The organism is Pseudomonas sp. FG98 (assembly GCF_057808595.1).
In genome coordinates, this window is record NZ_JBMDIJ010000008.1 from 1 (window position 1) to 20,768 (window position 20,768).

General features: G+C 65.7%; 16 protein-coding genes. 7 read left to right on the forward strand and 9 right to left on the reverse strand.

Annotated features, from left to right (window positions below; all coding sequences use genetic code 11):
* Nucleotides 1-211 precede the first annotated feature (211 nt).
* Nucleotides 212-1,252: a threonine aldolase family protein gene (locus tag ACODSK_RS08165; RefSeq protein ID WP_489015225.1), complete on the reverse strand. Its 1,041-nt coding sequence runs from the start codon at nucleotides 1,250-1,252 to the stop codon at nucleotides 212-214.
* Nucleotides 1,253-1,604: 352 nt separating this feature from the next.
* Here ACODSK_RS08165 and ACODSK_RS08170 point away from each other — a divergent pair, with 352 nt between their 5' ends.
* The 7 genes from ACODSK_RS08170 to fdhA all read left to right on the forward strand — a co-directional run bounded on the left by ACODSK_RS08170 (nucleotide 1,605) and on the right by fdhA (nucleotide 10,566).
* Nucleotides 1,605-2,858: a serine hydroxymethyltransferase gene (locus ACODSK_RS08170; protein WP_489015415.1), complete on the forward strand. Its 1,254-nt coding sequence runs from the start codon at nucleotides 1,605-1,607 to the stop codon at nucleotides 2,856-2,858.
* Between the two features lie 15 nt (nucleotides 2,859-2,873).
* Nucleotides 2,874-4,124, forward strand: a complete 1,251-nt coding sequence (locus ACODSK_RS08175) for a sarcosine oxidase subunit beta family protein (protein ID WP_009404115.1) — start codon at nucleotides 2,874-2,876, stop codon at nucleotides 4,122-4,124.
* Nucleotides 4,125-4,138: 14 nt separating this feature from the next.
* Nucleotides 4,139-4,468 (forward strand): sarcosine oxidase subunit delta, encoded by a 330-nt coding sequence (locus ACODSK_RS08180; RefSeq protein WP_075801683.1) that lies wholly within the window; start codon nucleotides 4,139-4,141, stop codon nucleotides 4,466-4,468.
* Nucleotides 4,465-7,482: a sarcosine oxidase subunit alpha gene (locus ACODSK_RS08185; RefSeq protein WP_489015227.1), complete on the forward strand. Its 3,018-nt coding sequence runs from the start codon at nucleotides 4,465-4,467 to the stop codon at nucleotides 7,480-7,482. The genes ACODSK_RS08180 and ACODSK_RS08185 overlap by 4 nt, the downstream gene beginning before the upstream one ends.
* Before the next feature lie 143 nt (nucleotides 7,483-7,625).
* On the forward strand, nucleotides 7,626-8,258 hold the full coding sequence (locus ACODSK_RS08190; RefSeq protein ID WP_489015229.1) for a sarcosine oxidase subunit gamma: 633 nt from the start codon (nucleotides 7,626-7,628) through the stop codon (nucleotides 8,256-8,258).
* Between the two features lie 10 nt (nucleotides 8,259-8,268).
* Entirely contained in the window at nucleotides 8,269-9,126 is an 858-nt protein-coding gene (gene purU, locus ACODSK_RS08195; RefSeq protein ID WP_489015231.1) for a formyltetrahydrofolate deformylase, read from the forward strand.
* Nucleotides 9,127-9,366: 240 nt separating this feature from the next.
* On the forward strand, nucleotides 9,367-10,566 hold the full coding sequence (gene fdhA / locus ACODSK_RS08200; protein ID WP_489015233.1) for a formaldehyde dehydrogenase, glutathione-independent: 1,200 nt from the start codon (nucleotides 9,367-9,369) through the stop codon (nucleotides 10,564-10,566).
* Nucleotides 10,567-10,718: 152 nt separating this feature from the next.
* On the opposite strand, the gene ACODSK_RS08205 is transcribed toward fdhA, so the two are convergent.
* The 8 genes from ACODSK_RS08205 to glnE form a co-directional block, all read right to left on the reverse strand.
* A complete protein-coding gene (locus ACODSK_RS08205; protein WP_489015235.1) occupies nucleotides 10,719-12,161 on the reverse strand; it encodes a lipopolysaccharide kinase InaA family protein in 1,443 nt (480 codons plus the stop codon).
* The gene (locus tag ACODSK_RS08210; RefSeq protein ID WP_489015237.1) at nucleotides 12,161-12,913 is read right to left on the reverse strand and encodes a lipopolysaccharide kinase InaA family protein; all 753 of its coding nucleotides are present in this window, start codon (nucleotides 12,911-12,913) and stop codon (nucleotides 12,161-12,163) included. The genes ACODSK_RS08205 and ACODSK_RS08210 overlap by 1 nt, the downstream gene beginning before the upstream one ends.
* A complete protein-coding gene (locus ACODSK_RS08215) occupies nucleotides 12,910-13,644 on the reverse strand; it encodes a lipopolysaccharide kinase InaA family protein (protein ID WP_489015239.1) in 735 nt (244 codons plus the stop codon). Before ACODSK_RS08215 ends, ACODSK_RS08210 begins: the two co-directional genes overlap by 4 nt.
* Complete coding sequence (gene rfaP / locus ACODSK_RS08220; protein WP_489015241.1) at nucleotides 13,644-14,450, reverse strand: lipopolysaccharide core heptose(I) kinase RfaP; 807 nt, start codon at nucleotides 14,448-14,450, stop codon at nucleotides 13,644-13,646. Before rfaP ends, ACODSK_RS08215 begins: the two co-directional genes overlap by 1 nt.
* A complete protein-coding gene (locus ACODSK_RS08225; RefSeq protein WP_489015243.1) occupies nucleotides 14,447-15,571 on the reverse strand; it encodes a glycosyltransferase family 4 protein in 1,125 nt (374 codons plus the stop codon). Before ACODSK_RS08225 ends, rfaP begins: the two co-directional genes overlap by 4 nt.
* A complete protein-coding gene (gene waaC / locus ACODSK_RS08230) occupies nucleotides 15,571-16,632 on the reverse strand; it encodes a lipopolysaccharide heptosyltransferase I (protein ID WP_489015245.1) in 1,062 nt (353 codons plus the stop codon). Before waaC ends, ACODSK_RS08225 begins: the two co-directional genes overlap by 1 nt.
* Complete coding sequence (gene waaF / locus ACODSK_RS08235; RefSeq protein ID WP_489015247.1) at nucleotides 16,633-17,682, reverse strand: lipopolysaccharide heptosyltransferase II; 1,050 nt, start codon at nucleotides 17,680-17,682, stop codon at nucleotides 16,633-16,635.
* A 134-nt stretch (nucleotides 17,683-17,816) separates the two neighbouring features.
* Complete coding sequence (gene glnE, locus ACODSK_RS08240) at nucleotides 17,817-20,750, reverse strand: bifunctional [glutamate--ammonia ligase]-adenylyl-L-tyrosine phosphorylase/[glutamate--ammonia-ligase] adenylyltransferase (protein ID WP_489015249.1); 2,934 nt, start codon at nucleotides 20,748-20,750, stop codon at nucleotides 17,817-17,819.
* Between the last annotated feature and the right edge of the window lie 18 nt (nucleotides 20,751-20,768).

A 20,768-nucleotide genomic window follows, 5' to 3' on the forward strand; every position in this document is an offset into this window, starting at 1 on the left:
CTCACCATGGCAATCGCGGCGGTCCGGCGTTCCGGTAAACCCGCTCCCACAGGGTTCGCGTCGCTTTTAGACCTGTTCTCTGCGCGAGAGCGCAGCCTGAAAGGCTGGGCGGACTCCCACAGGGATCCCGGTTTACCTCAGGATCCAGGTCAGACGTACAACCGGTGGGAGCTGGCTTGCCAGCGATGAGGCCTTGGAGCGCAGTAAAAACTCAGGCTTGCATGACGGCCCGGATATCCGCCGCCAGCTCCCGCACCCGGGCCTCCTCGGTATCCCACGAACACATGAACCGCGCCCCGCCGCTGCCGATGAAGGTATAGAACCTCCAGCCTTTATTACGCAGCTTCTCCAGCGCCGGTTCCGGCATTTGCAGGAACACGCCGTTGGCCTCCACCGGGAACATCAACTCGACCTGCGGAATATCCGCCACCAGCCCGCTCAGCAGTTGCGCGCAATGGTTGGCATGCTGCCCGTGGCGCAGCCAGGCGCCATTCTCCAGCAGGCCGACCCAAGGGGCCGAGAGGAAGCGCATCTTCGACGCCAGTTGCCCGGCCTGCTTGCAGCGGTAGTCGAAGTCTTCGGCCAGCTTGCGGTTGAAGAACAGGATCGCCTCGCCCACCGCCATGCCGTTCTTGGTGCCGCCGAAGCACAGCACGTCGATCCCGGCTTTCCAGGTCAGCTCCGCTGGCGAGCAGCCGAGGAAGGCGCAGGCGTTGGAGAAGCGCGCGCCGTCCATGTGCAGGTTGAGGCCCAGCTCCTTGCAGGTTTCGCTGATCGCCTTGAGCTCTTCGGGGCGGTAGACGCTGCCGACTTCGGTGGCCTGGGTGATGGTCACCACGCGGGGCTTGGGGTAGTGGATGTCCTGGCGCTTGAGTGCCACTTCGCGGATCGAGGCCGGGGTCAGCTTGCCGTTCTCGCTGCGTGCGGTGAGCAGTTTGGAGCCGTTGGAGAAGAACTCCGGGGCGCCGCATTCGTCGGTCTCGACGTGGGCGGTCTCCGAGCAGATCACGCTGTGGTAGCTCTGGCACAGCGACGACAGGGCCAGGGAGTTGGCCGCAGTGCCGTTGAAGGCGAAGAACACTTCGCAGTCGGTTTCGAACAATTGGCGGAAATGGTCGGCGGCGCGGGCCGTCCATTGGTCGTCGCCGTAGGCGCGTTCGTGGCCCTGGTTGGCCTTTTCCATGGCCGCCCAGGCTTCCGGGCAGATGCCGGAATAGTTGTCGCTGGCGAATTGCTGGCTTTGTTCTGTCATGGCTCGGGTCCTGTTAGCAAGGCAGGAGAGCACTCTAAAGCATCGCCTGAGAGGTTGCCTATACAACCTGGTTGCGATGTCGTTTTTGCGGGCCAATCGCCGGCAACGCCGGCTCCCACAAGGGCGTGATCGCCGCCGAACCCTGTGGGAGCTGGCGTTGCCAGCGATGAGGCCCTAAAGGCCTTGCACCGGGACTATCGCAAACAAGACAAAACAATGTCGTAAACGCACCTTTGCGTGGCGTGCGCAGGCATCTGGCCGGCGGGGGGCGGTCATACCATCGCTGCAAAGGATGCCATCGATGTCATGGCCTCCCACCTACAAGACTTATGCCGCTGCCGGGAGAGATGCGATGTTCAGCAAGCAAGACCAGATCCAGGGTTACGACGATGCACTGCTGGCGGCGATGAATGCCGAAGAGCAACGTCAGGAAGATCACATCGAACTGATCGCCTCGGAAAACTACACCAGCAAGCGCGTGATGCAGGCCCAGGGCAGCGGCCTGACCAACAAGTACGCCGAAGGCTACCCAGGCAAGCGCTACTACGGCGGTTGCGAGCATGTGGATAAAGTCGAGGCCCTGGCCATCGAGCGCGCCAAGCAGCTGTTCGGCGCCGACTACGCCAACGTCCAGCCACACTCCGGCTCCTCGGCCAACGGCGCGGTGTACCTGGCCCTGCTGCAGGCCGGCGATACCATCCTCGGCATGAGCCTGGCCCACGGCGGCCACCTGACCCACGGCGCCAAGGTGTCGTCCTCGGGCAAGCTGTACAACGCTGTTCAATACGGCATCGACACCAACACCGGCCTGATCGACTACGACGAAGTCGAGCGCCTGGCCGTCGAGCACAAGCCGAAGATGATCGTCGCCGGCTTCTCCGCTTACTCGAAAACCCTCGATTTCCCGCGTTTCCGCCAGATCGCCGACAAGGTCGGTGCCCTGCTGTTCGTCGACATGGCCCACGTTGCCGGCCTGGTCGCCGCTGGCCTGTACCCGAACCCGATCCCGTTCGCCGACGTGGTCACCACCACCACCCACAAGACCCTGCGCGGTCCGCGTGGCGGCCTGATCCTGGCCAAGGCCAACGAAGAGATCGAGAAGAAACTCAACGCTGCCGTCTTCCCAGGCGCGCAAGGCGGCCCGCTGATGCATGTGATCGCGGCCAAGGCCGTGTGCTTCAAGGAAGCCATGGAGCCTGGCTTCAAGGCCTACCAGCAGCAAGTGATCGACAACGCCCAGGCCATGGCTGGCGTGTTCATCGATCGTGGCTACGATGTAGTGTCCGGCGGCACCGACAACCACCTGTTCCTGGTCAGCCTGATCCGCCAGGGCCTGACCGGCAAGGATGCCGACGCCGCCCTGGGCCGTGCCCATATCACCGTCAACAAGAACGCCGTGCCGAACGACCCGCAGTCGCCTTTCGTGACCTCGGGCCTGCGCATCGGCACCCCGGCCGTCACCACCCGCGGCTTCAAGGTCGCCCAGTGCGTGGCCCTGGCCGGCTGGATCTGCGACATCCTCGACAACCTCGGCGACGCCGATGTGGAAGCCGATGTGGCGCGCAACGTGTCGGCACTGTGTGCGGACTTCCCGGTTTACCGCTGAGTGGAGCAAAGAACCATGCAACGTTATTCGGGCTTCGGCCTCTTCAAGCACTCCCTCAGCCACCACGAAAACTGGCAGCGCATGTGGCGCACGCCGACGCCGAAGAAGGTCTACGACGTAGTCATCGTCGGCGGTGGCGGCCACGGCCTGGCCACGGCCTACTACCTGGCCAAGGAACACGGCATCACCAACGTCGCGGTGATCGAGAAGGGCTGGCTGGGCGGCGGCAACACCGCCCGCAACACCACCATCGTGCGTTCCAACTACCTGTGGGACGAGTCGGCGCACCTGTACGAACACGCCATGAAGCTGTGGGAAGGCCTGTCCCAGGACATCAACTACAACGTGATGTTCTCCCAGCGCGGCGTCTACAACCTGTGCCACACCCTGCAGGACATGCGTGATTCCGAGCGTCGGGTCAACGCCAACCGCCTCAACGGCGTCGATGGCGAGCTGCTCAACGCCAAGCAGGTGGCCGAGGAGATCCCGTACCTGGACTGCTCGAAGAACACCCGCTACCCGATCATCGGCGCCACCGTGCAGCGTCGCGGCGGCGTGGCCCGTCACGATGCCGTGGCCTGGGGCTTCGCCCGTGCCGCCGACGCCCTGGGTGTCGACCTGATCCAGCAGACCGAAGTGATCGGCTTCCGCAAGGAAAACAACACCGTCATCGGCGTGGAAACCAACAAGGGCTTCATCGGCGCCAAGCGCGTCGGCGTGGTCACCGCCGGTAACTCCGGGCATATGGCGCGCCTCGCCGGCTTCCGCCTGCCGCTGGAATCCCACCCGCTGCAAGCGCTGGTGTCCGAGCCGATCAAGCCGATCATCGACAGCGTGATCATGTCCAACGCCGTGCACGGCTACATCAGCCAGTCCGACAAGGGCGACCTGGTCATCGGCGCCGGTATCGACGGCTGGGTCGGCTACGGCCAGCGCGGTTCCTACCCGGTGATCGAGCACACCCTGCAGGCCATCGTCGAGATGTTCCCGATCCTTTCCCGGGTGCGCATGAACCGCCAGTGGGGCGGCATCGTCGACACCAGCCCGGACGCCTGCCCGATCATCTCCAAGACCCCGGTGAAGAACATGTTCTTCAACTGCGGCTGGGGTACCGGCGGCTTCAAGGCCACCCCGGGCTCGGGCAATGTCTTCGCCGCCAGCCTGGCGAAAGGCGAGATGCACCCGCTGGCCAAACCGTTTTCCATCGACCGTTTCCACAACGGCGCCCTGATCGACGAACACGGCGCAGCCGCTGTCGCCCACTAACAGGAGAAACCCTCATGTTGCACATCTTCTGTCCACACTGCGGCGAACTGCGGTCCGAGGAAGAGTTCCACTCGTCCGGCCAGGCGCACATTCCGCGTCCGCTGGACCCGAACACCTGCACCGACGAACAGTGGGGCGACTACATGTTCTTCCGCGACAACCCGCGCGGCCTGCACCACGAACTGTGGATCCACGCCGCCGGTTGCCGCCAGTACTTCAATGCCACCCGCGACACCGTGACCTACGAGATCCTGGAAACCTACAAGATCGGCGCCAAGCCGCAAGTCACCGGTAAGAGCAGCGCCCCGCAGTTGGTCGCCAATGGCCAGGGAGAAAAGGTATGAGCCAGGTTTATCGCCTCTCCAGCGGCGGTCGCATCGACCGCAGCAAAGTCTTGAACTTCACCTTCAACGGCCAGACCTACCAGGGCTACGCCGGTGACAGCCTGGCCGCCGCGCTGCTGGCCAACGGCGTCGATATCGTCGGCCGCAGCTTCAAGTACTCGCGTCCGCGCGGCATCATCGCCGCCGGTGCCGAGGAGCCGAACGCCATCCTGCAGATCGGCGCCAGCGAAGCCACCCAGATCCCCAACGTGCGCGCTACCCAGCAGGCGCTGTACTCCGGCCTGGTCGCCACCAGCACCAACGGCTGGCCGAGCGTGAACAACGACGTCATGGGCATCATCGGCAAGGTCGGCGGCAAGATGATGCCGCCGGGCTTCTACTACAAGACGTTCATGTACCCGCAGTCGTTCTGGATGACCTACGAGAAGTACATCCGCAAGGCGGCCGGCCTCGGTCGTGCGCCGCTGCAGAACGATCCGGACACCTACGACTACATGAACCAGCACTGCGACGTGCTGGTGGTCGGCGCCGGCCCTGCCGGTCTCGCCGCTGCCCTGGCCGCTGGCCGTAGCGGCGCGCGGGTGATCCTCGCCGACGAGCAGGAAGAATTCGGCGGCAGCCTGCTCGACAGCCGCGAAAGCCTCGACGGCAAGCCGGCGGCCGAGTGGGTCTCGGCGGCGGTCAACGAACTGAAGGGCATGCGCGAAGTCACCCTGCTGCCGCGCTCCACCGTCAACGGCTACCACGACCACAACTTCCTGACCATTCACGAGCGCCTGACCGACCACCTCGGTGATCGCGCGCCGATCGGCCAGGTGCGCCAGCGCATGCACCGTGTCCGCGCCAAGCGCGTGGTGCTGGCTACCGGCGCCCACGAGCGTCCGCTGGTCTACGCCAACAACGACGTGCCGGGCAACATGCTGGCCGGCGCCATCTCGGTGTACATCCGCCGCTACGGCGTGGCCCCGGGGCGCAAGCTGGTGCTGTCGACCAACAACGACCACGCCTACCGCGTCGCCCTCGACTGGCACGACGCCGGCCTGCAAGTGGTCGCCATCGCCGACGCCCGCCACAACCCGCGTGGTTCGCTGGTGGAAGAGGCGCGGGCCAAGGGTATCCGCATCCTCACCTCCAGCGCCGTGGTCGAGTCCCGTGGCAGCAAGCGCGTGACCGGTGCCCGCGTTGCCGCCATCGACGTCAAGGCGCACAAGGTCACCAGCCCCGGCGAGTGGCTGGACTGCGACCTGGTGGCCAGCTCCGGCGGCTACAGCCCGGTGGTCCACCTGGCTTCGCACCTGGGCGGCAAGCCGGTCTGGCGTGAAGACATCCTCGGCTTCGTGCCGGGCGATGCACCGCAGAAACGCGTGTGCGTCGGTGGTATCAACGGCGTCTTCGCCCTCGGCGACAGCCTGGCCGACGGCTTTGCCGGCGGTGCCCTGGCGGCCAGCGAAGCCGGCTTCAAAGCCCCGGCGGTGACCGTGCCGAAAACCCTGGCGCGCCAGGAAGAAGCCACCGTCGCCCTGTTCCAGGTTCCCCACGACAAGAACACCGCCCGTGCGCCGAAGCAGTTCGTCGACCAGCAGAACGACGTCACCGCCGCCGCCATCGAACTGGCGACCCGCGAGGGCTTCGAGTCGGTCGAGCACGTCAAGCGCTACACCGCCCTCGGCTTCGGTACCGACCAGGGCAAGCTGGGCAACATCAACGGCCTGGCGATCGCCGCACGTTCCATGGGCATCACCATTCCGGAAATGGGCACCACCATGTTCCGCCCGAACTACACGCCGATCACCTTCGGCGCGGTCGCCGGGCGTCACTGCGGTCACCTGTTCGAGCCGGTGCGTTTCACCGCCCTGCATGCCTGGCACGTGAAGAACGGTGCCGAGTTCGAAGACGTCGGCCAGTGGAAACGGCCGTGGTACTTCCCCCGCGCCGGCGAGGACATCCACGCCGCCGTGGCCCGTGAATGCAAGGCCGTGCGCGACAGCGTGGGCCTGCTGGACGCCTCGACCCTGGGCAAGATCGACATCCAGGGGCCGGATGCCCGCGAGTTCCTCAACCGCATCTACACCAACGCCTGGACCAAGCTCGACGTGGGCAAGGCCCGCTACGGCCTGATGTGCAAGGAAGACGGCATGGTCTTCGACGACGGCGTGACCGCCTGCGTCGGCGACAACCACTTCATCATGACCACCACCACCGGCGGCGCGGCGCGTGTCCTGCAGTGGCTGGAGATCTACCAGCAGACCGAATGGCCGGACCTGAAGGTGTACTTCACCTCGGTCACCGACCACTACGCGACCCTGACCCTGTCCGGCCCGAACAGCCGCAAGCTGCTCGCCGAAGTCAGCGACATCGACCTGGACAAGGACGCCTTCCCGTTCATGAGCTGGAAGGAAGGCCTGGTCGGCGGCGTGCCGGCGCGGGTGTTCCGTATCTCGTTCACCGGCGAGCTGTCCTACGAGGTGAACATCCAGGCCAACTACGCCATGGGCGTGCTGGAGAAGATCGTCGAGGCCGGCAAGAAGTACAACCTGACCCCGTATGGCACCGAGACCATGCACGTGCTGCGGGCGGAGAAGGGCTTCATCATCGTCGGCCAGGACACCGACGGCTCGATGACCCCGGACGACCTCAACATGAGCTGGTGCGTGGGCCGCAACAAGCCGTTCTCGTGGATCGGCCTGCGCGGCATGAACCGCGAGGACTGCGTGCGCGACAACCGCAAGCAACTGGTGGGTCTGAAGCCGGTCGATCCGACCAAGTGGCTGCCGGAAGGTGCGCAACTGGTATTCGATCCGAAGCAGCCGATCCCGATGGACATGGTTGGCCACGTCACCTCCAGCTATGCCGCCAACTCCCTGGGCTATTCCTTCGCCATGGGTGTGGTCAAGGGCGGGCTCAAGCGCATGGGTGAGCGGGTCTACTCGCCGCAGGCCGATGGCAGCGTGATCGAGGCGGAGATCTGTTCCTCGGTGTTCTTCGATCCGAAGGGTGAGCGGCAGAACGTTTGACGCGCGACCTGTGGGGCCCCAATCGCTGGCAAGCCAGCTCCCACAGGTACTGCATGTACCGCTCTTGTGGGAGCTGGCTTGCCAGCGATGAGGCCCCCAAGAGCGACACAGGTCCAACAGAATTCAAGGCAGGTATAAAAAAGATGAGCGCCATCAACGTCTACGAACAACGCCCTGGCTCCGACGCCAAGGCCGAATCGCCGCTGCACCACGCCGACCTGTCCAGCCTGGTCGGCAAGGGCCGCAAGAACCCCGGTGTGACGCTGCGCGAAAAGAAATTCCTCGGTCACCTGACCATCCGTGGCGACGGCCATGACCCGGCCTTCGCCAGCGGCGTGTTCAAGGCCATCGGCCTGGAGCTGCCGGTGGCCCTGACCGTGGTCGCCAACGGCGACATGTCGCTGCAATGGCTCGGCCCGGACGAGTGGCTGCTGATCGTTCCCGGCGGCCAGGAAGTGCCGGTGGAGAATGCTCTGCGTGACGCGCTGGAAGGTCAGCACATCCAGGTGGTCAACGTCAGCGGCGGGCAGACCCTGCTGGAACTGAGCGGTCCCAAGGTCCGCGAAGTACTGATGAAGTCCACCAGCTACGATGTGCACCCGAACAACTTCCCGGTGGGCAAGGCGGTCGGTACCGTGTTTGCCAAGTCGCAACTGGTGATCCGCCGTACCGGCGAGGAAACCTGGGAACTGCTGATCCGCCGCAGCTTCTCCGACTACTGGTGGCTGTGGCTGCAGGACGCTTCGGCCGAGTACGGCCTGGCCATCGAAAACTAGGAGCGCAGTCATGAGCCGAGCCCCGGACACCTGGATCCTCACCGCCGACTGCCCGAGCCTGCTCGGCACCGTGGACGCGGTCACCCGCTTCCTCTACGAGCAGCGTTGCTATGTGACCGAGCACCATTCGTTCGATGACCGGTTGTCCGGGCGCTTCTTCATCCGCGTCGAGTTCCGCCAGCCCGAGGACTTCGACGAACATGCCTTCCGCGCCGGCCTGGCCGAGCGTGGCGAGGCGTTCGGCATGGGCTTCGAGCTGACCGCGCCGAACCACCGGCCGAAGGTGGTGATCATGGTCTCCAAGGCCGATCACTGCCTCAACGACCTGCTCTACCGCCAGCGCATCGGCCAACTGGGCATGGACGTGGTGGCGGTGATCTCCAACCACCCGGACCTCAAGCCGTTGGCCGAGTGGCATCACATTCCGTACTACCACTTCCCGCTGGATCCCCACGACAAGCCGGGGCAGGAGCGCAAGGTGTTGCAGGTGATCGAGGAGTCCGGCGCCGAGCTGGTGATCCTTGCCCGCTACATGCAGGTGCTGTCGCCCGAGCTGTGCCGGCGCCTGGATGGCTGGGCGATCAATATCCACCACTCGCTGCTGCCCGGCTTCAAGGGCGCCAAGCCGTATCACCAGGCCTACAACAAGGGCGTGAAGATGGTCGGTGCCACTGCGCACTACATCAACAACGACCTGGATGAAGGGCCGATCATTGCCCAGGGCGTGGAGGTGGTGGATCACAGCCACTATCCCGAGGACCTGATTGCCAAGGGGCGGGATATCGAATGCCTGACCCTGGCTCGGGCTGTTGGGTATCACATTGAACGTCGGGTGTTCTTGAACGCCAATCGAACTGTAGTGCTCTGACTGGCCTCATCGCTGGCAAGCCAGCTCCCACAGGAATCCTTGTGGGAGCTGGCTTGCCAGCGATTTGCATTTCTGAAACCGACAAAAATCCTGCCGCCTACAGATAACCCGCTGTCGCAATCAGTCACTGCATCCCCGCCAACCAAGCCCACAATTCCCCCATTCCAGTAACACATGCCGCCCATGGACGGTGGCGCTTCAACCAACGCTGCATAACTACAAGTCAAGCGAGGTAAGAGCATGTCTGGCAATCGTGGAGTGGTGTATCTCGGCTCCGGAAAGGTCGAGGTGCAGAAGATCGATTATCCGAAGATGCAGGACCCGCGTGGTCGCAAGATCGAGCACGGGGTGATCCTCAAGGTGGTCTCCACCAATATCTGCGGCTCCGACCAGCACATGGTGCGCGGTCGTACCACCGCCCAGGTCGGCCTGGTCCTGGGTCATGAAATCACCGGCCAGGTGGTCGAGAAGGGCAGTGATGTCGAAAACCTGAAGATCGGCGACCTGGTCTCCGTACCCTTCAACGTCGCCTGCGGCCGCTGCCGGTCGTGCAAGGAGATGCACACCGGGGTCTGCCTGACCGTCAACCCGGCCCGCGCCGGCGGCGCCTACGGCTACGTCGACATGGGCGACTGGACCGGTGGCCAGGCCGAGTACGTGCTGGTGCCCTATGCCGATTTCAACCTGCTGAAACTGCCGGACCGCGACAAGGCCATGGAGAAGATCCGCGACCTGACCTGCCTGTCCGACATCCTGCCGACCGGCTACCACGGCGCGGTGACCGCAGGCGTTGGCCCGGGCAGCACCGTGTATGTCGCCGGTGCCGGCCCTGTCGGCCTGGCGGCTGCTGCGTCGGCGCGCCTGCTGGGGGCGGCCTGCGTCATCGTTGGCGACCTCAATCCGGCGCGTCTGGCCCATGCCAAGGCGCAGGGCTTCGAAGTGGTCGACCTGTCCAAGGACACGCCGCTGCACGAGCAGATCGTCGATATCCTCGGTGAGCCGGAAGTGGACTGCGCCGTCGATGCGGTCGGCTTCGAGGCGCGTGGCCACGGTCATGAAGGCGCCAAGCACGAGGCTCCGGCCACGGTGCTCAACTCGCTGATGCAGGTCACCCGGGTGGCCGGCAAGATCGGTATTCCGGGCCTGTACGTCACCGAAGACCCGGGTGCGGTGGATGCCGCGGCGAAGATCGGTGCCCTGAGCATCCGCTTCGGCCTGGGCTGGGCCAAGTCGCACAGCTTCCACACCGGCCAGACCCCGGTGATGAAGTACAACCGCGCGCTGATGCAGGCGATCATGTGGGATCGCATCAATATCGCCGAGGTGGTTGGGGTGCAGGTGATCAGCCTGGACCAGGCGCCGGAAGGTTATGGCGAGTTCGATGCGGGTGTACCGAAGAAATTCGTGATCGACCCGCACAAGATGTTCAGTGCGGCGTAAGCCGGAATGAAGAAGGGGCCAATTCTGGCCCCTTTTTTTGTGTTGTCGGATCTGGCCTCATCGCTGGCAATGCCAGCTCCCACAAGGTTTGGCGGTGTATGCAGAACCTGTGGGAGCCGGCATTGCCGGCGATGAGGCCAGCAGCAACACCATCACTCGGAAATTTTCGGCAGGCACTCATCCAGCCGCTTGTACAAGGCACTCTCCACCGGCCAGTTCCTCAGCAACCGCGCCCGGTCCTTGGCGAAGGCCGGGGCAAAGCTCAGCTGGGTCGCGTGCTGGCTCATGGCATCGAGGTCGATCAGCGCCCATTGCCCGTCCTGCCAGAACAGGTTGTAGGCCTTGAGGTCGCCGTGGCTGATGCGTTCGTGGATCAACTGGGCGAGCAGGTGCTGCAAGGCCGCCAGTTGCTCCTCCGGCACCTCGCCGCTTTCGACATAGGGCGCAAAGGCAGCCATCAGGTCCGGCCCTTCCAGCAACTCGGTCACCAGGTACGCCTTGCCCCGCAGCCCCAGGGTGCGGGTTTCCAGCACCGCCAGCGGCCTGGGCGTGGCGAAGCCGAGAAACGCCAGGCGGTGCCCTTCGATCCACGAATGCCAGGCCCGGCTCGGGCGCCAGAAGCGCTTGAACCAGTGGACGGTGTCCTTGATGTTGTAGCGCTTGATCACCAAGGGCCGGCCCTGGACCTCGACCCGCGCGACGCTGGCTGCGCCGCCGGTCTTGTACAGGTGACCCTGGTCGACCAGCGAGTCGGCCTGCTCCAGCACCGGCAGCATCGCCGCCAGCTCCGGGCGGGCAATGGCACGCAGGCCCGAGGCCCCGCGCTCGACGGCGAACAGGGTGCAATCACGACCGGCCTTGTCCAGATAGTCCTTCATGCGCCAGTGGCGAACCTTGTCGATCTGCTTTTGCAGGGCTTCCAGCGGCAGGGCGTGCTCGCTGTTGGCCAGCAGGTAATGCACCAGCAGCTCTTCGATAAAGGGCTCCAGGCGCTTGGGCAACTGGGCGAACAGCACGCCGAGGTTTTGCAGGACCTGCGGGCGCGACAGGGGCTGGCCTGGCGTTTCGGCCTTGATTCCGCCACCGTCGATGACGAACAGTTGGCCATTGTGGCGCAGCAGGTTGTCCAGGTGCAGGTCGTCCTGCCACAGGCCCTTGGCATGCAGCTGGGCCACGGCGGCGAGGGCTTCGCCGAGGATCAGGCTCTGTTCATCGCTCAGCGGCGCCTGGCCTTCGACTTCGGCCCAGGCAGCGCCCAGGCTGGTTGAGCCTTCTAGGAATTCGAACAGCAGCCAGCCACCTTCGCCTTCCTTGAGGCCGTCGGCCAGCAGCAGCGGGGTGGTGACGCCGTTGCTGGCCAGCAGGCGCACGCCGTCCAGCTCGCGCTGGAAATGCCGCGGGGCATTGCCGCCGACCAGCAATTTGGCCAGCACCGGCTTGCCGCGCCACACGCCGGCGCCGACATAGCGTTGCCCCGGCAGCACCCGCAACAGGCTCAGCAGTTGCAGCTCGGCGCTGCCGGCGGCGTCCGCCAGGTCGATGTTCAGGGGCAGTTGCGGGGTACGGCCGGCATCCTTGAGTTGCGACAGGCGCATCAACGGGTCTCCTTGTGGCGGCGGCGACGCACCAGGCGCTGCAGCCAGGCTTGCACCAGCGTGCTGTCCGCCGACTGGTCGAGGTAGGCGGCCAGCAGCAGGCGGACCTCCGCTTCGCTCCATACCGGGGCGCGGCGCAGCAGGGGTTCCAGGTCTTTCAGCCGGTCACGCTGGCCGAGCAGCAGCGGGCGGGTCTTTTCCAGGTCGATCAGTTGCGCCGACCAGTCACCGCCACGCTCGCGCAGGAAGATGTGCTTGGGGTAGAAGCAGCCATGCACCTGGCGGGCGCGGTGCAGGGTGCGGGCCAGGTGGCCGCAGGCACGGAGGATGCCGTGGCGCTGGCCGACGTCGAGTTGCTCCCATTGGCCAAGCAGCTGATCGAGGTCGGTCCACTCGTCCAGGGCCCGGGTCATCAGCAGCGCCCGGCGCTGGCCATCGACCTTGCGCTCGCCGTAGTACACCGCTTGCAAGGCCGGTATCCGCAGCTTCTGGTAACGGCTGATATTGCGGAACTCGCGGGCGAAGGTCGGCTCGCCGAAGGGCGCGTGCAGGGTGTGGGTCAGGTAGTTGCTTTGGCGCTTGAGGTAGTAACCCTTGCCCTCCAGCTCCAGGCGGAACACGCTGCTCCAGCCCCCACGGCCCGTGTTGGGTTCGTCCACCGCGTCCAGTTGCAGCGCCCAGAGCTGGTCGAAGCCGTTCAGACCATGGCGTTCGAGCAGCGCCACATCGGCACTGGCGACAAAATCACTCATTCACGTCCCTCGAAAAACTTCACGATATGGCGGATGCGCTTCTTGTCCGACGCGTTCAGGCGCTCGCGCTGGCGGTATTGCAGGTAGAAGCGCAGGCGCTGGGTGGCCGAGAGGTGATACTTGGCCACTTTGTCCAGGCACGCCAGGTCCTTGGTGATGCGATAGCGCAGCATGAAGCCCCACCAGAAGTCACCGGTCGGGCAATCGATGAAGAATAGCGTGCCGGCGTCATCCACCAGGAGATTGCGCCATTTCAGGTCGTTATGGGTGAAGTGGTGGTCATGCATGACCCGGGTGTGCCGGGCCAGCTGGCGGCTGACATGGTCGACCCAGGCGCGGTCCTTCAGGCGCGGATCGTTGCGTTCGGCAAGGACGATCAGGTCTTCGGTCTTTGGCAACTCGCGGGTGATCATGGCGCCACGGCCGAAGCTCAGGCCGTTGCGCTCCAGGCCGCAGGCGACCACTTCGGCGGTGGGGATGTCCCACTTGGCGAACTGCTTGAGGTTCTGCCATTCGGCCTTGATCCGCGGCCGGCCGAGGTAGCGGCGCAGGTGCTTGCCGGCGCCGGTGTAGCGTTTGACGTAGTAGTTGATCCCGTCGCGCTGGACGCGGATCACCTCGCTCAGCGGGTCGCGGGTCAGGCGCTCGCCCTGCAGGGCGAAGACCGCCTCGATACTGCCGAAATCCTGTGCCAGGGCCGCGTACTTCGGCTCCAGTGTCCAACCCGCCATCAGAGCGCGTCTCCGTACCGTTGCTTGCGCTCGTAGAGCTTTTGCGCCTTGCCGTCGAGCCAGGCCAGCAAACCGGCGTGCTCGGCGAGGATCTGCCGCAAGGGTTGCTGGAAGTAGCCACGCAGGAAGCGCAGCTTGTCGCGCCGGGTCAGGCCGATGTCCAGCGCCGAGAAATACAGGGCGGCCAGGTCCTTGTCGCGCCAGCGCCGGGAGATCTTGTCACGGGTCTGGGCGCGGTGCAGGTCGATGACCGACAGTTTGAAGTCATCCGCCGTCACCGGGCGGTCGGTGTGCAGCAGGAAGTGGCAGATATAGCAGTCCCGGTGGTTGACCCCGGCGCGGTGCATGCCGCCGGTCATCTTCGCCACTTCGGCGATCAGCGCACGCTTGAGGCGCGGCTCGGGCGGCTGCTTGACCCAGTCGAGACTGAAGTCTTCCAGGCTGACGGTCGGCGCCAGTTCCTCGGTGACGATGAACGAGTGCTGGGTCGCCGGGTTGCTGCCACGCTCGCCGTAGGCCACGGCGGTCATGGTCGGCACGCCGACTTCATGCAGGCGCTGGATGGCGGCCCATTCCTGGCCGGCACCGAGCACCGGCAGCTTGGCGCTGAACAGGTTCTTGAAGATCTCGCCCCAGCCGATGCCGCGGTGGATCTTGACGAAGAAGCCTTCGCCGGCGACTTCGGTACGCAGGGTGCGGCGGCCTTCCAGCTCGCGGTAGACCTCGCCTTGCAGGGCCTCGACCGCCTCGAAGGGGTCGCGGCCGCTCCAGAGCCGCTTGAACGGCTCCTTGAGTATCAGTTTCATGGGCGCTCCTGACCGAGGATCACGTCGGCGGCATGCTCCGGCATGCTGTACAGATCGGCGGTTTCGGCGAAGGCCAGGCCGTTCTGGCCCCAGCTGGCGCGGGCGGCGGGATCTTCGAGCATGCGTTGCAGGTAGCCGTTGAGCTGGTCCTGCTCGAAGGGTTCGTCCAGCACCAGACCGCTGTCGGCCTCGGCGATGTAGTGGGCGTAGCCGCACACCGCGGTGACCAGCACCGGCAGACCGGCGACCAGCGCCTCCAGCAGCACGGTGCCGGTGTTTTCGTTGTAGGCCGGGTGGATCAGCAGGTCGGCCCCGAGCAGGAAGCGCGGGATGTCGCTGCGGCCCTTGAGGAACTGCACCTGATCGCCGAGACCGAGGGTCGCGGCCTGCAACTGGAAGACCTTGGGATCGTCCTGGCCGATGACCATCAGCCGGGTGCGCTTGCGCAGGGCCGAGGGCAGGGCGGCGAGGGCCTTGAGGCTGCGGTCGGTGCCCTTGGTCTTGAAGCCGGAACCGATCTGCACCAGCAGCAGGTCGTCGTCGCCAAGGTTGAATTCGCGGCGGAACCCGGCACGGATCTCGGCGGCGTTGGCCGGGGCCCGGCGGTCCTGGGAGATGCCCGGTGGCAGCAGGTGGAAGCGCTCTTCCTGGGTGCCGTAGTGCTTGATGAACAGCGGCTGCTGCACCTCGGAGATCATCAGGATCTCGGTGCGCGCCTCGCGGGCGAATACCGCGCGCTCGTATTCGGCAAAGTGGCGGTAGCGGCCCCAGCGCCGGTACAGGCCGCCGCGCAGGGTCTGCGCCTTGTCTTCGAAGCAGCCGTCGGCGGCGTAGTAGACGTCCAGGCCGGGCATCTTGTTGAAGCCGATCAGGCGGTCCACCGGGCGCTTGGCCAGGTCCGCTTCCATCCAGGCGCTGAGTTTTTCGTTGCGGCGATGGTTGAACAGCGCCTTGACCGGCGCCACCAGCACCTCGAAGCCGGGCGGCACGTCGCCTTCCCAGATCAGGGTGTAGACGCGGATCTGGTGTCCGCGGCGCTGGCACTCCAGGGCGATGCGCATGAAGTCACGCTGCAGGCCACCGAACGGGAAATACTTGTAGAGCACGAAAGCCAGTTGCATCAACGAACATCCTCGGCCCGCAGCAGCTCGCCCAGTTGGCGCGCTACCCGTTCGGGATTCAGGCGAGTGAAGCACAGCGGCCACTCACGTTTGAGATCGAACCGGCGCAGTTCCTCGGCGCTCGGCTTGTAGTTGCACTTCTTGCGCAGGCAGGGGGCGCAAGGGAAGTCGCTGGCGACATGGACCTGGGACTTGCCGTAGGCCCCGGTCAGGCCCGGGTTGGTCGGGCCGAACAGCGAGATGGTCGGCACGTCCAGTGCCGCCGCGAGATGCCCGAGGCCGGTATCGACGGCCACGCAGGCCGTGGCCGAAGCCAGCACCCGGCCGACCCCGGCAAGGTTCAATTTGGGGAGCACCCGGGCGTTCTTCAAGCCTTGGGCGATGCGCTCGGCGCGGGCCTTCTCGGTCGGGTTGCCCCACGGCAGGCACACATGCAGGCCGGCGCGGCCGAGGCGTTCGGCCAGTTGCCGCCAGTACAGCTCGGGCCAGTGCTTGGTGTCCCAGGTGGTGCCGTGGAGGAACACCACGTAGGGCGCCACGCCGACTTCTTCCAGGCGGCTGCGGTCCAGGCCGTAGTTGCCGATGCCTTCGGGAATGTCGTAGCCCAGGGCCAGGGCGAACAGCTGGCGCACGCGTTCTACCGCGTGCTGCCCCTTGGCTACCGACAGGCGGCGGTCATAGAAGCGGCTGGAGAAACCTTCGCGGGCCGAGTAGCGGTCGAGGCCGGCGATCGGCGTCTTCTTCACGTAGCGGGTCAGCCAGGCGCTCTTGACCAGGCCCTGGGCGTCGATCACCAGGTCGTACTTGCGCGCGCGGATGCGCTGCTTGAACTGGCGCCATTCACCGCTCTTGAGGGTCTGCCAGAGGTTCTTGCGCCAGCGGCGGATGGCCACCGGGATCACCTGGTCGACCGCCGGGTGCCAGGTCGGGATCTCGGCGAAGCCTTCTTCCACCACCCAGTCGAACTGGATGCCGGGAATGGCGTGGGCGGCGTCGGTCAGGGCCGGCAGGGCGTGGATCACATCGCCCAGGGATGAGGTCTTGATCAGCAGAACCCGCACTTAGTCGACCTCTGGGCTGATATCGACCAGCGACGGGCCGTTGAGCCGTTGCAGGGCGCTGTTGACCGCGTCCGGTTCGAGCTGGCGCAGGCAGTTGTAGTGGCCGTAGCGGCAGGTGCGATCGAAGCACGGGCTGCATTCCAGGCCCAGGCGCACCACTTCGACCTGGTCGGCCAGCGGTGGGGTGAAGCCCGGCGAGGTGGAACCGTAGACTGCCACCAGCGGGCGGTTCAGCGCAGCGGCGACATGCATCAGGCCGGAGTCGTTGGAGACCACGGCGTCGGCGCAGGACAGCAGGTCGATGGCCTCGGCCAGGGAGGTTTCGCCGGCGAGGTTGTACGACTCTTCACGGAAGCCCGGGATCAGGCGGTCGCGGATCTGCTCGCCGACCGGATGGTCGTTCTTCGAGCCGAACAGCCAGACCTGCCAGCCTTCGCGGATCTTCGCCTCGGCGACCTTGGCGTAGTGCTCGGCCGGCCATTTCTTCGCCTCGCCAAATTCGGCGCCGGGGCACAGGGCCAGGACCGGACGGTCCAGCTCCAGGCCGAACTTGGCCAGGGCGGCGTCGCGGCTGGCGGCTTCGATCTGCAGGTCGGGGCGTGGGTAAGGTTGCGGCAGGTCGCTGCCCGGCGGGTAGGCGAGGGCCATGAAGCGCTCGATCATCAGCGGGTAGCGTTGTTTATCGAGGCGGCGTACGTCGTTGAGCAGGCCGTAGCGGAATTCGCCACGCCAGCCGGTGCGTTTGGGGATTCCGGCGAAGAACGGCACCAGTGCCGACTTCAGCGAGTTGGGCAGGAGGATCGCCTGGTCGTACTGGCCGGCCAGGGACTTGCCGATGCGCCGCCGCGTGGCCAGATCGAGCGCGCCATGGCCGAGCGGGAAGCTCAAGGCCTGGCGGACTTCCGGCATGCGTTCGAGGATCGGCCGGCTCCATTCGGGCGCCAGCACGTCGATCACGCAATCGGCGTGACGCTGCTTCAGGACCTGGAACAGCGTTTGCGCCATTACCATGTCGCCCACCCAACTGGGCCCAATGATCAAAATTCTCATGCTTTATCCAGAAACGATCAGGGAGGCTGCAGCCTGTCTAAAACAGCCTGGCCTCCCTTCTTTATATTCAGGCTAGGTCCATCAGTGTAAGCCACTGGCTCCCGGCTGGCCTCCTGCCAGCCGGATCTACCCCTTCAACTGAGCCCCAGTTCACTCCAGATCCGCCGCACTTGCTGGCGTTCGCTCACGAACTGGCTGGCATCGATCACCCCGGCCTGTTTCTGCAAGGCCTGGCGGTGAGCGGCGGAACGGAACGCCTTGTACACCTCGCGCAGCAGCACCGCATCGCTGGCCGGAACCAGCCCCGCTTCTTCGAGACCTTCGAGAATGCGGATGTTGTCGGTGTAGCGCAGCAGCGCAGGATGGCTGTGGGACCAGGCGAGCGCGGCGTATTGCACCATAAATTCAATATCGACGATACCACCGGCATCCTGCTTGATATCGAAGGGAACGCCGCTGTCGTAGGCGTTGGCAGCGGTGCCGGCAGCGGTGGATTTGCTGCCGAGGTTGTCACGCATCTTGGCGCGCATCTCGCTGACTTCGGTGCGCAGCCCGTCGAGGTCGCGCTGCTTGCCGAGGACCCGCGCCCGCACATCCTCGAAGGCTGCGCCGACCTGCGGGCAACCGACCAGCACCCTGGCGCGGACCAGGGCCTGGTGTTCCCAGGTCCAGGCTTCGTTCTGCTGGTAGCGCTCGAAGGCGCCGACCGAACTGACCAGCAGTCCCGAGGCGCCGGACGGGCGCAGGCGCATGTCGACGTCGTAGAGCTGGCCGGAGGCGGTCTGGGTGGTCAGCAAGTGGATGATGCGCTGGCCCAGGCGGGTGAAGAACTGCGCGCTGTCGATCGGCTTGGCGCCGTCGGTTTCGGCCTGGGGATCGCCGTCGTGGATGAACACCAGGTCGAGGTCCGAACCGTGGCCCAGTTCCAGACCGCCCATCTTGCCGTAGCCGACGATGATAAAGCCCGGGTCGCACGGGCTGCCGTCGCTGCGCTGCGGGCGGCCGTGGCGGGCCACGGTCTGGCGCCAGGCCAGGGCCAGCACCTGGTCGAGGATGGCCTCGGCGAGCCAGGTCAGGTAGTCGCTGACTTTCATCAACGGCAGGCTGCCGGCGATTTCCGAGGCAGCGACCCGCAGGCTGTGGGCCAGCTTGAAGTGACGCAGGGCCTCCATCTGCTGCTCCAGGTCGTCCTCGGGGATGCGGGTCAGGCGTTCGCGCAGTTCGGCGGCCAGTTCCGGCGCCTGGGGCGGGCTGAACAGGCGGCCTTCGTTGAGCAGTTCGTCGAGCAGCAGCGGGAAGCGGGCGATCTGCTCGGCGATCCACGGGCTGGCGGCGCACAGGGTCAGCAGGCGGCGCAGGGCCCCCGGGTTTTCCGTGAGCAGCACCAGATAGGCCGAACGACGGGCCACGGCTTCTACCAGAGGCAGCACCCGTTCCAGCACCAGGTCCGGGTCCTTATGCTCGACAGCCTGGGCCAGCAGGCGCGGAATGAAGGAGTCCAGGCGCTCGCGGCTGAGGCGCTGCATGGAGCGCAGGTTCGGGCTGGAACGCAGGCCGGCGAGCAGCTTGAGAGCCCGCGGCGCATCGCGGAAACCGGCATCTTCCAGCTGGCGGCAGGCGGCTTCCTCGTCCTGGGCTTCTTCCCACAGCGGCAGCCATTCGCCGCCGACCACCACCTCGCCTTCGCCTTCTTCGTCGTCCGGATCGGAAATCACCTGGCGGAAGTGCCAGTCGATGCGCCCGCGCCAGTGCATCAGCTGGGCGTGGAACGCCGCCCAGTCGGGGAAGCCGAGCATGAAGGCGATGCGTGCGCGGTCGAGGTCACCGTCAGGGAGCATCTGGGTCTGGCGGTCGGCGATGGCCTGGATGGCGTGTTCGGTGTAGCGCAGGAACAGATAGCCTTCGCGCAGTTCGTCGACCACCGCGGCAGGCAGGTAGCCCTGGCCTTCGAGGGTGGCCAGCACCTTGAGCAGCGGCCGCTGTTGCAGGCTCAGGTCGCGGCCACCGTGGATCAGCTGGAAGGCCTGGGCGATGAACTCCACTTCGCGGATGCCGCCGGCGCCGAGCTTGATGTTCTCCGACATGCCTTTACGGCGCACTTCCTGCTGGATCAGCTGCTTCATGGTGCGCAGTGCTTCGATCGCCGAGAAGTCCAGGTAGCGGCGGTAGACGAAGGGTCGCAGCATCTCCTGCAACTGCGCGCCGGCGACCTGGTCGCCGGCCACCACCCGCGCCTTGATCATGGCGTAGCGTTCCCAGTCGCGGCCCTGGTCCTGGTAGTACTGCTCCAGGGCGTTGAAGCTCAGGGTCAGGGCGCCGGACGAGCCATAGGGGCGCAGGCGCATGTCGACGCGGAAGACGAAGCCGTCGACGGTGATCGGGTCCAGAGCCTTGATCAGGCGCTGGCCGAGGCGGGTGAAGAACTCCTGGTTGTCCAGCGAGCGCTTGACGCCTTCGGTCTCGCCGCCTTCCGGGAAGGCGAAGATCAGGTCGATGTCCGAGGACAGGTTGAGCTCTACCGCGCCGAGCTTGCCCATGCCCAGCACCACCATCTGCTGCGGCAGGCCGCTGCGGTTGCCGATCGGCGTGCCGAACTGCTGGCAATGGCGCGGGTACAGCCATTGATAGGCCTGGTCGATGGCGGCGTCGGCCATGTCGGATAGATCGCGGCAGGTTTCCACCAGGTCGGCCTGGCGGGTCAGGTCGCGCCAGATGATCCGCACCTGCTGGCGGGTGCGCTGGCGGCGCAGGTTGCGCGCCAGTTCTTCTTCTGTAGTGGCGGCCTGGGCTGCGGTGGCCAGTTGCGTGCACAGCTCGCCGGGAGCGAAACGCCGGTCCAGCTCGCCGCTGTCGACCAGGCCCAGCAGCATCGCCGGGTCGCGCACACTTTGTTCAAGGACGAACTCGCTGGCAGCAGAGACCCGGGCGAAGCCGGCCCAGCGCTCGGCGGTCCAGCTGTCCAGGCTCAGGCCATCGACGGCGGCCACGGCGCTGCGCAGCGACTGTTCGTTGCTGCTGGTCAGGTGTTTGAGGGTATCTGGCAGTTCGACCAGCGAAGGCAGGCTCATGGTCTATCCTTGATCGGC